The organism is Pseudomonas sp. PS01270, assembly GCF_029959775.1.
Classification (GTDB): Bacteria; Pseudomonadota; Gammaproteobacteria; order Pseudomonadales; family Pseudomonadaceae; genus Aquipseudomonas; species Aquipseudomonas atacamensis.
In genome coordinates this window covers 36,482-47,283 of sequence record NZ_JASCPT010000031.1, presented here as the reverse complement: position 1 = coordinate 47,283, position 10,802 = coordinate 36,482, and the positions used below count along the sequence as shown (strand labels likewise).

The 10,802-nt window shown below is 59.1% G+C and carries 12 protein-coding genes; 8 read left to right on the top strand and 4 right to left on the bottom strand.

Going from position 1 to position 10,802, the window contains the following annotated elements; translation table 11 throughout:
• Nucleotides 1-492, top strand: a 492-nt coding sequence (locus QMX86_RS12000; protein WP_282390393.1) for an ATP-binding protein, incomplete at its 5' end; no start/stop codon positions are given.
• Nucleotides 489-704 carry a hypothetical protein gene (locus QMX86_RS11995; RefSeq protein WP_282382751.1) on the top strand — a complete coding sequence of 72 codons (216 nt, stop codon included), beginning with the start codon at nucleotides 489-491 and terminating at the stop codon, nucleotides 702-704. The genes QMX86_RS12000 and QMX86_RS11995, both read left to right, overlap by 4 nt.
• Nucleotides 705-722: 18 nt before the next feature.
• Here QMX86_RS11995 and QMX86_RS11990 read toward each other — a convergent pair whose 3' ends face one another.
• Complete coding sequence (locus tag QMX86_RS11990; protein WP_282382754.1) at nucleotides 723-1,610, bottom strand: universal stress protein; 888 nt, start codon at nucleotides 1,608-1,610, stop codon at nucleotides 723-725.
• Between the two features lie 443 nt (nucleotides 1,611-2,053).
• Here QMX86_RS11990 and QMX86_RS11985 point away from each other — a divergent pair, with 443 nt between their 5' ends.
• The gene (locus QMX86_RS11985) at nucleotides 2,054-2,266 is read left to right on the top strand and encodes a hypothetical protein (protein WP_225914367.1); all 213 of its coding nucleotides are present in this window, start codon (nucleotides 2,054-2,056) and stop codon (nucleotides 2,264-2,266) included.
• A gap of 44 nt (nucleotides 2,267-2,310) precedes the next feature.
• On the opposite strand, the gene QMX86_RS11980 is transcribed toward QMX86_RS11985, so the two are convergent.
• A complete protein-coding gene (locus QMX86_RS11980; RefSeq protein ID WP_282382764.1) occupies nucleotides 2,311-3,231 on the bottom strand; it encodes a universal stress protein in 921 nt (306 codons plus the stop codon).
• Between the two features lie 233 nt (nucleotides 3,232-3,464).
• On the opposite strand from QMX86_RS11980, the gene fnr reads away from it, so the two are divergent.
• The 4 genes from fnr (at nucleotide 3,465) to QMX86_RS11960 (ending at nucleotide 8,046) form a co-directional block, all read left to right on the top strand.
• On the top strand, nucleotides 3,465-4,205 hold the full coding sequence (gene fnr, locus QMX86_RS11975) for a fumarate/nitrate reduction transcriptional regulator Fnr (RefSeq protein ID WP_073474686.1): 741 nt from the start codon (nucleotides 3,465-3,467) through the stop codon (nucleotides 4,203-4,205).
• A 131-nt stretch (nucleotides 4,206-4,336) separates the two neighbouring features.
• Nucleotides 4,337-5,527 (top strand): cation:proton antiporter, encoded by a 1,191-nt coding sequence (locus QMX86_RS11970; RefSeq protein WP_282382772.1) that lies wholly within the window; start codon nucleotides 4,337-4,339, stop codon nucleotides 5,525-5,527.
• Nucleotides 5,528-5,750: 223 nt separating this feature from the next.
• Nucleotides 5,751-7,091, top strand: a complete 1,341-nt coding sequence (gene potE / locus QMX86_RS11965) for a putrescine-ornithine antiporter (RefSeq protein WP_282382775.1) — start codon at nucleotides 5,751-5,753, stop codon at nucleotides 7,089-7,091.
• A 49-nt stretch (nucleotides 7,092-7,140) separates the two neighbouring features.
• Entirely contained in the window at nucleotides 7,141-8,046 is a 906-nt protein-coding gene (locus QMX86_RS11960; protein ID WP_282382778.1) for an amino acid ABC transporter substrate-binding protein, read from the top strand.
• Between the two features lie 41 nt (nucleotides 8,047-8,087).
• Here QMX86_RS11960 and QMX86_RS11955 read toward each other — a convergent pair whose 3' ends face one another.
• Nucleotides 8,088-8,999, bottom strand: a complete 912-nt coding sequence (locus tag QMX86_RS11955) for a universal stress protein (protein ID WP_282382783.1) — start codon at nucleotides 8,997-8,999, stop codon at nucleotides 8,088-8,090.
• A gap of 212 nt (nucleotides 9,000-9,211) precedes the next feature.
• On the opposite strand from QMX86_RS11955, the gene QMX86_RS11950 reads away from it, so the two are divergent.
• Nucleotides 9,212-9,775: a GNAT family N-acetyltransferase gene (locus tag QMX86_RS11950; protein ID WP_282382786.1), complete on the top strand. Its 564-nt coding sequence runs from the start codon at nucleotides 9,212-9,214 to the stop codon at nucleotides 9,773-9,775.
• A gap of 53 nt (nucleotides 9,776-9,828) precedes the next feature.
• On the opposite strand, the gene QMX86_RS11945 is transcribed toward QMX86_RS11950, so the two are convergent.
• A complete protein-coding gene (locus QMX86_RS11945) occupies nucleotides 9,829-10,752 on the bottom strand; it encodes a universal stress protein (protein ID WP_282382789.1) in 924 nt (307 codons plus the stop codon).
• Nucleotides 10,753-10,802 lie beyond the last annotated feature (50 nt).

The following is a 10,802-nucleotide window of genomic DNA, read 5'->3' as shown; positions in this document are numbered from 1 at the left end:
CTGCTGACCATGGCGCGCCTTGAACCCAAACCCAACCCGCCGCCACTGCAACGCATTGATCTCAGCGAAACCGTACGCAACAGCCTGGTGCAATTGACACCGTGGTTGCTGAGCAAACACCTTGAGTTGATCTTCGAGGTCAGCGACCAACCGTTTCATGTCCTCGCCGACCCCGCCGCCATCGATATCGCGCTGAATAACCTGATCACCAACGCGGCGAATTTCTCCCCCGAACACGGTGCGATCACCGTGCACCTGAGCAAGTCCGATGGCTTCTGTCATTTGACGGTTGACGATCAAGGGCCGGGAATCGATGAATCGGACAGAGAGCGATTGTTCGAGCGTTTCTACAGCCGTGGCACGGCGCATGGCGCCGGGTTGGGGTTGACCATTGTCAACACCATCGCGATGCGACTGAACGGACGGATTGAACTGACAAACCGCGCAGAGGGAGGTTTGAGGGCGACGTTATCGATTCCGGCGGGGGAATGATCATCCGATTGATTCAGCTGTATGCCGCCGGCCCCAAATACCTGCTGCTCAGCGCTCTGCTCTACGCGCCTGGCTCGTTGATTCACCTGGGCACGTTGAAAACGCGCCAGGGCCAGCCGCTCAGCGGTCCGGAAACGGGTGTGTTGATCATCATCTGGGCCGTCGCGATTTACGCTGGCCGGATGTTGTGGGCCGGAACGCTGACTTTGTAAGGTGCACCAGCGTTTGCGCTAGACCGCCAGTACGCTGCAGGGGACCTGGTACAGAATATGTTCGGTGGTACTTCCCAGCAGTTTTTCCAGCCCGTGACGTTGAACCCTGCCCATCACAATCACGTCCACATCGTGCTCATCGGCAAACTCACTGATCGCCGCCACGGGATGTCCCTCCCTGCTATGCCTGTGCTCGGCCGTCACACCGAATTTCCTCGCCAAAGCGCAGTAATGCGCTTGCAGTTCCTGGCGCCGGGCATTCATCAATTCCGAAACCGTCCAGTTGTTCACCACTTCATCCAGATAATTTTGCGAGACGTCATAGGCATATAACAGGTGCAACTCTGCACCGAACTGAGTGGCGAAGGATGTCGCCTGTTCGACGATCCGGTCATTGAGAGCGCCCCCATCATCTTCGCTTGCAGCTACATCCACTGCCGCTACGACCTTGCGCGGCAGACCCGGGCCAGCAGCGCCCAACAGGTAGACCGGCACCGGACAATCACGCAGCAGCTGCCAATCCAATGGGGTAAACAAAGCGCGTTTGAGTAAGGATTCGTGCTGCACTTCCTTGATCAGCAAGTCGGGCTGGTTCACGGTGACGTGATCGAGGATCTCCCGTTTCATGTCTTCGGACCAGCCAACCTCCGTCGTCACCCGCAAACCTTCGGCTCGCAGGCTGGCAGCCTGGCTTGCCAGCCACTCGTGATGGTCCTGCAAATAGGCCGCACGGGCCCTTGCCCGATCCCCTTCCTCCAGCAGCGACAGGAAATCCCACCATTTGATCAAGGCTGCGATGTGCAGCGACGCGCCGCTGGCTTTAGCCAGGGCGGCGGCCTGCCTTATCGCCGGGGAATGGCGCAGGGCCGGGTTGATGATCAGCAACAAGTGTTGATATTGGCTCATGTTTGTCTCCAGAGAGATGGACGTCTGCGCTCATGTCACTCGCAGCTGACCCGGGCCGAAAGAACCGGACAACAACGTCAATCGAGGTTGCGCCATAGCCCGGCGACTTCCTTGATAAATGTCATATGCAAGGCCCCTGGTGCGCGTCCTCCCCCTGAAAAACCTGAATATCGAGGCTTGTCCACCACCCTTGCGCAAGCGCCTGGAAAACCGACAAAGCGGCGATGAAACTGGCGAGCGACATTGATCTGGATCAATCGCTGCGACGACAAACTGGATCGAAATAGAGTCATGACTCGGCTGCGCCCGCATCTCGGATCAGGGACAGTCACAAGCTGCTCGAAGGCGTGAAGGTTACAGATGCGGCCACAGGGTGACAGGTCCGCAACCCACCCTCATTCTTGCTTTGCGAGGTTCACGATATGGTCATCAATGATCCAGCCATGACAACCGCCAATGTCCCCGACGCGATCGATGACAGTGGCGCACTGTTTCACGAAGCCGATCGGCTCAGCGAACGGGCCTATGCCGTCCTTGAAGAGCCGTTTTCTCCAGACACCATGCACAAGTTCACTGAAGCGAGGAAACGCGCCGATGAGAAATATCGGCACGCCTGGCAACAATGGCATTACGCACACGGCGGGCGCAGTCACTGATGGATTACCCCCAACCGATTACCATCAACTGCTGCGATGACCGGTCAGGCTGTGGCAGGCATTGCCTTGACCATCAACAAACTGCAAGGAGCCCGGTTCATCAGGCATTCGGCCGTGCCGCCGATAAAGCCGTCGAGCGCTTGATGGTGACAGATGCCGAGCACCAGCAGATCGAACGCGTGCTGCCGGGCGAAGTCTTCGATCACCCGGAACGGGACACCTGAGAGCAGGTGGCTATGTTCTTCATCGAGACCATAGCGCTCGGCCAGCGTATCGAAGGCTTCCTGCTGAGTGTCGTTGATCGCATCGCGCAAACTGTGATCCAGACTCAAGTTCGGCACACTCATCGCCGCATCACCCACCACTGACCAATTGGCGACGTTCAACAAGTGCAACGATGCATCGCATTTCGACGCCAATGTCGATGCAACGCCGAGTATCCGGTCGTTGAGCCCTTGGGTCAGATCCTCGAGATGCGACAGGTCAATGGCCGCCAGTATCTTCAAGGGTTTCGGATGTGCGGCCTCGGTGACCAGATGCACGCAGGCGGGACAATCTCGTACCAATAGCCAGTCCAACGGCTGGTGAAACGTTTGATTGAGTGCTGAAACATGGTGAGCATCCTTGATCACCAGATCGACATGAAAGTCATTGATGTACTCAAGTACATGCGCCGGCGTGGCCCTGGCCCAGACCACTTCGGTGCTGACTTGCACGCCGGCGCCACGTTGAAACCGGGCCTGCTGCTCCAGCCACTGGCGATGCATCTGCAAATAGCCTTCACGCGCTTGCGCCATGGCGTCGTGGTCGAACAGACCGGCCAACGCCAGGGACTGGACATGATCGAACGCCACGATGTGCAGCAACGCGCCAGTGGCCCGAGCCAGCGCCTGGGCGCGATCAAACGCCGGGGTGCGGGTCATTTCGGCAGGTGCGATCAACAGAATTCGTTTGAGCCTGAACATCACGTGTATTTCCAGTCAGCGCCATTGGACGATTCTGCAACTCTGCCAACCGCCACGCTTGATATGCATCAAGTCTCCCCATCAACCCTGCGACACAAGAGCGGCGCAGAGGCCGTTGCCTTTGTGATTCCCCTCCCCGCCGTTCGTCCGTAATCACGCTGGCACGCCAAACGAAAGGCACGTGCGCTGCGAAGACTTCTATGCTTATCACACTCATTGGAGGCTGCTAATCCATGCTTGAAGCCCACTCGCCCCCGCCGATTCTCAAAACTGCCTGTTCCAACTGCAGCGTGGTTGAGTTATGCCTGCCGCTTGGCCTGACGGGCGCGGAGGTCGAGCGGCTCGACACGCTGATCGTGCAGCGATACAAGGTGAAGAAAGGTGCCGCTCTCTACCGGACCGGGGACCCGCTGCGCTCGCTGTACGCTGTGCGAATAGGTTCGTTCAAGACCAGCGTGGTCTCCGTCGATGGCCGCGAGCAAGTGACCGGTTTTCATATTCCCGGCGAAATGCTCGGGCTGGACGCCATCAGCATCGATCAACACGCGTGTACTGCGTATGCGCTGGAAGACAGCGAAGTCTGTCCGATTCACTTCGCACAGCTGGAAAAACTCGCGCAAAGCCTGCCATCGCTGCAGCACAACCTCAACAAGTTGCTGAGCCGGGAAATCGTGCGCGACCACAGCATGTTGATGCTCATGGGCAACATGAACTCCGATGAGCGTCTGGCCGCTTTCCTGCTCAACCTCTCACAACGCCTGAGCTCCCGTGGCTATTCCTCGAAAGAGTTCGTGCTGAAAATGCGCCGCGAAGAAATCGGCTCCTACCTTGGGCTGCGTCTGGAGACCATTTGCCGCGGCATTGCCCACTTGCGCGATCAGGGTTTGGTGGAAATCACCGCGCGCGACGTGAAAATCCGCAACATGGACGGCCTCAAGCAGATGGTGTCCGGCTGCAACCGCCAGAGTCATTGAGCCCTTCCATGCCCGCCCGCCGAGGCTTTGCGCTCATTGGGGCAAGTCGTATCGGAGCGATGGGCGCCCTGTCCGCCTGAGAAGGCCCGTAATGCCATTGCTGTGGCATCCATCAGAACAGGCAAGCGGTCATGTATCAGAACCTCGCCCTGCTTGCCGCTTTCCTTCTGACCTACAGCATATTTGCCGGGCGATTCGAGTCACGTCTGCTCAATGGACCACTGATGTTCATGCTGGCGGGTCTGATTCTCGGCCCGGCGTTTCTGGGCATTCTGCAACCACGGATCGATAGTCATGGGCTCAGGATTCTTGCAGAACTGACATTGGCGATCGTCCTGTTCAGCGATGCCGCCAATGCCGATCTCAAAGTTCTCAAGGCGCACGAAGGATTACCGCTGCGCTTGCTGTTGATCGGTCTGCCGCTGACCATGCTGAGTGGCTGGCTGCTGGGCATCTGGCTGTTCCCGCAGGCGCCCTTGATCGAGTTGGCATTACTGGCAATCCTTCTGGCCCCCACAGACGCAGCGCTGGGCAAGGCTGTCGTGAGCAATCCCAAGGTTGCGGCGCCCGTGCGCGAGGGATTGAACGTGGAAAGCGGGCTCAACGACGGCATTTGTGTTCCGGTGTTGTTGATGTTCCTGGCCTTGTTGATCGAAGAGCACACGCAGTCCCCCCTCTCGCTGGCGATAGAGCTTTTTTTCGAGGAGCTTGGTATCGGCGCGCTCATCGGCGGCACCCTGACTTTCATGGCCTGGCTGATGCAGCGCTACTCTGCAAAACATCACTGGCAGACACCGATGTGGTCGCAGCTGACGCTGCCCGGGTTGGCGGTGCTTTGCTTTGCCACCGCCCAGACACTGGGTGGTAGCGGGTTTATCGCCGCGTTCGTCGGCGGGCTGCTCGCCAGCTATCTGTTCGCTGAACAAAAACATGACCTGCTCAAGGCCAGTGAAGAGTTCGCCAGCCTGCTGTCGATCATCACCTGGGTCGTGTTCGGCGCACTGGTGATCCCCTCGGTCTGGAGCAGTTTCACGGTCGATGTCTGGCTGTATGCGTTGCTCAGTCTGACCGTGATTCGCATCGTGCCGGTACTTGTCAGCCTGGCGGGAACCGGCTTCGATTTCGAAACCCGCCTGTTCATCGGCTGGTTCGGCCCGCGAGGTTTGGCCAGCATCGTCTTCGCCATAATGATTTTGGACTACCCTCTGCAAACCGGTCGGACGTTGGTAGCCGTGGCGGCCTGTACCGTTTTACTCAGCGTGCTGCTCCATGGCTTGAGTGCCAATCCATGGGTGTCACGGCTGGCAAATCGGATTAATTGATAATTGTCAGAAATGCCACCGTCTGCCGCGACTAGGGTTGTGACGGGACGTGATCAAGCGTCTGCCCGAACACCCCTCACAGCGCAAGGAATGGGCAGGCGCATGAGCCTTCTCCGGCAGTTGCTCAGATAGCCCGTCGCCATTTTCGTCGGCAGCCTGAGCCTGTCTCCCAGTGCGTTCGATGGCTGAGCGGTGACGCGTTGCGCAAATCGAGGGAACTCCGATGGCCGACTCAAGCAAGAAAATGAGCCTCGTGGGGCTCACCACACTGGTGACGGTGAACATGATGGGCTCAGGCATCATCATGTTGCCGACGAGCATGGCCCAACTCGGGGCTGTTTCATTGCTGTCATGGATCGTCACCGCTGTCGGCTCGATGGCTATCGCGTACTGCTTTTCCCAATGCGGGATCTTCTGCCTGCGCTCAGGCGGGCTATCCGCCTACACCGAAGAGGCGCATGCAAAGTCAGGCTTTTTTCTGTGCTCTTACCTGTACTTCCTGTCGCTGGCCATCGCCAACGTGGCGGTGGCCATTTCGGCAGTGGGCTACATGACGTCGTTCATGCCCTGGCTGGGAAGCGGCGCCATTCCATTATTCATTGGAACGGTCGGCCTGCTCTGGCTGACCACCGTGGCGAATTTCGGCGGCCCAGGCATCACCGGCAGGATTGGTGCAGTTACGGTGTGGGGGGTGATCATTCCTGTAGCGGGCTTGAGCATCATCGGTTGGTTCTGGTTCAAACCGGAGCTGATCATCGCCGCCTGGAACCCGAACCAACTGCCAATATCCGAGGCCATCAGCAAAGCGATTCCCCTCACGCTTTGGGCGTTTCTCGGCATGGAGTCGGCAGCCCAGGCCTCAGATGCGGTGGAAAACCCCAAGCGCACCGTACCGCTGGCCTGTCTGTTCGGGACACTGGGGGCAGCGGTGGTCTATGTGCTATCGACGACGGTCATTCAGGGCATTATTCCCAACGCCGAACTGGCCAACTCGTCAGCGCCTTTCGCGCTCGTTTATGCGCACATGTTCAATCCCCTGGTCGGCAACATCATCATGGCGCTCGCGGTGATGGCCTGTGTTGGCTCGCTGCTGGGCTGGCAGTTCACATTGGCGCAAACGGCCAAGGTGACCGCTGATCAGGGCATGTTTCCAAAATTTTTCTGCAAGGTCAGCGCACGCAACGCCCCCATCGTCGGGATGCTGGTCTGCGGCGTCCTGCAGACCTGTATGGCGCTGTCGACCATTTCGCCGAACGCGAGCGCGCAGTTTGGAAAACTCGTCAGCCTCGCCGCGGTGACCAACCTGATTCCCTATGTGACGGCAGCCACCGGGCTGCTGGTGATGATGTACAAAGCCAGAGTCAGCGCCGCCGTATACACGCGCAATACCCTGCTGTTAGTGGTTGCCGTGGCCTATTCCTTGTATGCGCTGTATGCCTGCGGCAAGGACGCGGTATTCGGCGGCATCCTGGTCCTGGTGTTCGGCTACCTGCTTTACGGTTTCCTTGCCAAACGTTTTGTCGCTGCCCCTGCGCCTGTCGGCCCCCGGCCTGATAACCCTTGATCGAAGTCTTCGGTACAGCACAGATATCTGAATTCGAGGAACCGCGCGCATGAACGTGAAACTGATCAGAGCCCACCACCTGCTGCTCGCCTGCGTCCTTGCGCTGCTACCGGTAGTGACCCATGGCAACACGCTGGAGCGCATCCGTGCCAGTCAAGCGATCACCCTTGGCTACGTGCCTGACTTCATGCCGTTCAGTGATCAGGCCGCCGATAAAGCCAGCGGCTATGCCATCGATCTCTGTCTGAAAATAGCCGAGAGGGTCAGGATCGATCTGAATCTGCCGGCGTTGAAAATCCAGTACCAGCCGGTCTCGCTCAATGACGAGATGAACGCCGTCAGTTCCGGCAGGATCGACATTCTTTGTACGCCGACCCCACCCACGCTGGCGCGGCGCAGGATCGTCAGCTACTCGGTGCCGATTTACACCGCTGGCCTCTCGGCTGTGGTGCGCCAGGATGCGTCCGAAACCTTGCTCAATGTGCTGAATGGCAAAGTGGCCCATACCGGGCCAACATGGCGAGCCACGGTGAACCGTGGTCTGGCCAATCAGACCTATGCCGCCATTGCTGGTGGTGTCACCGAGACGTGGATACAACAGCAGATGCGATTGCTGGGTGTAGTAGCCACGCTGGTCACCGTAGAAAACGCAGAAGCCGGTCTGAATCTGGTTGCCAATGGCAAAGCCGATGCCTTCTTTGCTGAACGCATGCTGCTCAAGCATCTGCTGACCAGAAATTATCCATCGGGCAACCTGGTGCTGCTGGAGCGGATTTTCGAGTACGCACCGACGGCGATGGCAGTGGATCGAGAGGATGAGGATTTCCGTCTGCTGGTCGACACTGCGCTGAGTGATATGTACCGATCCGGCGAAATTGAACAGGCGTTCGACAAACATCTGGGCGGCGCCGGCGATGCGGCCAAGAAGCTGTTCAAGATCTATGCAATACCCTAGCGAGCCAGCGAACAGGCCGGCTCGCTACGCTGCGATCATGCTCACCGCACAGGCTCTTTCCTCACGGCCAGAATGCTCCCTGGCAGCGAATACAATGCGCGCTCGGTGGTGCTGCCGATCACGCGTTCGATGCCCACGCGATGAACCGTGCCCATCACCACCACGTCGGCCAGGTACTGCTCGACGAACTCATTGATGACCTGCACTGGATGGCCCATGACGAAGTGTCGACGCTCAGGGGGCACGCCGTGGCGATCGGCAAGGGCGACAAAAGCCTGATGCAGTGTCTGACGCAGTTCGTTCGCCAAATCTTCGTTCCAGCCACCGTTGATCATTGGTGCATCGCCGTTGAAAGCGGCGGACAAATCGTAGGCGCAGAGCAGGTGCAACGGCACGTCGCATTGCACCGCCAAAGCGTTCGCCGACCGTATGATCACGTCGTTCAAGCCACTGATTTGGGTATCCGGATCGAACGGGTCCACGGCTGCCACGAAACGATGCGGCAACGCATAGCGAATCTGATTGACCAGATGCACCGGAATCGGACACTCACGCAGCAGGTGGCAATCGAGTGGCGTGATGAACACGCGTTTGAGCGCCGGTTCCAGTCGCACATCCTTGATCAACAGGTCGGGCTTGAGCACATGGACGGTCTTGAGGATGTCCAGCAGCGGATGGCTGGAGAAGACCACATCAACCGTGCCGTCCAGCCCCTGGTTGCTGAGCTGCTCGAGCTCATCGGCCACCCAGCGACGGTAGCGCCGCTGATAGCGCTGAGCATCCACGTCATCGATTTTTTCCTCCCACAGATGGGTGATCGGCACCGGCTCGACGAAGGCCCGCACATCCAGCGCCGCCCCGCTCGCCTTGGCCAGCGCGATGGCACGCAGCATCGCCGCCGATTGATGCAGCGTCTGGTCGGCGACCAGCAACAGACGTTCATATTGGCCCATCACACACCTCCGCTCGGCACCGGCGCGGTGGGCCGGCAGGCTTCAAGACTGCGCCCTCTCGCCCTTGCCCGGCGTTGATTTACATCAAGCCCGGGTCAATGAAAGAGGCGTCTGATGTAGATCAGATGTCGCCGTGGGCAACCGCGTAGAAGGAAGGCAAGCGGACGCTTTTTCAGCGTCCGCCAGCCTTTCGAACCGGATGGAGAATGACCATGCTCACCGTCAAAGACCACAACGATCAGGCCGTGGCCGCTTATGCGGCGGTCGCCGGACAATACTGGATTGAGGCGCTCAAGGACGGCCGCCATGTATTGATCCGGCCCCTCACGGAAAAGGATCGCCTGCGCGAATACGACTTCATCAAGCGCCTGTCGCCCGAATCCAGGCACATGCGTTTTCTCGCCCAGATCAGCGAACCCGGCACCGCTCTGCTCGACCAGTTGATGGACACCGATAACAAACAGCGCACCGCCTTCATTGCACTGGTTCACGAGAACGGCAAGTTGATCGAAATCGGCATCAGCCGCTATGCCGGCACAGGCGCCCATCAATGCGAATGCGCGGTGACGGTCGCCGATGAATGGCAGCACTTGGGGCTGGGCACGTTGCTGATGGAGCATCTGATCAAGGCAGTCCGCCGCAACGGATTCCGCCAGATGTACTCGGTCGATGCCGCCAGTAACTCAGCGATGCGCGATCTGGCCAAAAGCCTGGGCTTCGAGACCCACAATGATCCGGACGACGCACGCCAGGTCATTCATCGTCTTGACCTGTAAATGAATCGCCCCGAGGTGAGTCGGCCAACGACGCACCTCGGGGCGATCGTGTTTCAGGATTGCAGTGTGGGTTGCGGCTTGATCGCCAACACACTGCAAGGTGCCCGATGCAGCAGCTGTTCGGCGGTGGTGCCTAACAACTTGCTCAAGCCGTGGTGCTGCACTGTGCCCATGACAATGACGTCAATCTGCTTGTCGATGGCGAACCCGCAGATACTGTGCACCGGTGCGCCCTCGATGAAGTGCCGGCATGAGACCGGCACGCCGTGGCGCTCGGCCAAGGCCGTAAATGCCTCATGCTGCGCAGTGCCCAGTGCTTCATGAATCCCGGTGGCCAGCGGCAATGCGCCGAACCCCATGTCCGTGGCGTAAACCGCCGTCCAGTCGTAAACATGCACCACATCAAGACCGGCATCGCACTGCGCGGCGAGTTGGGCGGCGGCATCAATGATCTGATCGTTGAACAGGCAGTCCTGCTCTTCGCTGCGCAAGACGTCGACGATGGCCAGGACACGGCGCAGGCGCGGATGGGTGTCGTCGGTCACCAGATGCACCGGCACCGGGCAATCGCGCAACAGTTGCCAGTCCAGCGGGGTGTAGAAAATACGCTCCAGCACGGATTCGTGCTGCACATCCTTGATGATCAATAGCAACGGCATCTCGTTGATGAACTGCAGGATCTCGGCGAAGGGATCCTGGACCCACATCACTTCGCTGGTGACCATGATCTGATGCCTCGCCAGCAATGAAGCCTGCTCTGCGAGCCACTGCCGGTGGGTGCGCAGATAACCATCGCGGGCGAGGCGGATCTGCTCGGGGGCAAACAGCCCTGCCACGGCCAGCGCCTGCAAGTAATCGAAGGCCACGATGTGCAACGGCAATTGCATGGCCTGGGCCAGTGCGGCCGCGCGCTCGAACGCCGGCGTGCGCTCCATGGCTGAAGGAGCGATCAACAGTAAACGCGGAGTCTGTGACATGGGATACCTCGGCATGCGGCCAGCCAGGAGAAACAGACTTCAGGGTGAAT

What these genes read in the sequence shown, in the direction of transcription:
- QMX86_RS11955 (WP_282382783.1), bottom strand. Translation starts at nt 8,999, where the DNA reads ATGGGCCAATATGAACGTCTGTTGCTGGTCGCCGACCAGACGCTGCAT.
- QMX86_RS11985 (WP_225914367.1), top strand. Translation starts at nt 2,054, where the DNA reads ATGACAACCGCCAATGTCCCCGACGCGATCGATGACAGTGGCGCACTG.
- QMX86_RS11960 (WP_282382778.1), top strand. Translation starts at nt 7,141, where the DNA reads ATGAACGTGAAACTGATCAGAGCCCACCACCTGCTGCTCGCCTGCGTC.
- QMX86_RS11990 (WP_282382754.1), bottom strand. Translation starts at nt 1,610, where the DNA reads ATGAGCCAATATCAACACTTGTTGCTGATCATCAACCCGGCCCTGCGC.
- QMX86_RS11970 (WP_282382772.1), top strand. Translation starts at nt 4,337, where the DNA reads ATGTATCAGAACCTCGCCCTGCTTGCCGCTTTCCTTCTGACCTACAGC.
- QMX86_RS11995 (WP_282382751.1), top strand. Translation starts at nt 489, where the DNA reads ATGATCATCCGATTGATTCAGCTGTATGCCGCCGGCCCCAAATACCTG.
- fnr (WP_073474686.1), top strand. Translation starts at nt 3,465, where the DNA reads ATGCTTGAAGCCCACTCGCCCCCGCCGATTCTCAAAACTGCCTGTTCC.
- potE (WP_282382775.1), top strand. Translation starts at nt 5,751, where the DNA reads ATGGCCGACTCAAGCAAGAAAATGAGCCTCGTGGGGCTCACCACACTG.
- QMX86_RS11950 (WP_282382786.1), top strand. Translation starts at nt 9,212, where the DNA reads ATGCTCACCGTCAAAGACCACAACGATCAGGCCGTGGCCGCTTATGCG.
- QMX86_RS11980 (WP_282382764.1), bottom strand. Translation starts at nt 3,231, where the DNA reads ATGTTCAGGCTCAAACGAATTCTGTTGATCGCACCTGCCGAAATGACC.
- QMX86_RS11945 (WP_282382789.1), bottom strand. Translation starts at nt 10,752, where the DNA reads ATGTCACAGACTCCGCGTTTACTGTTGATCGCTCCTTCAGCCATGGAG.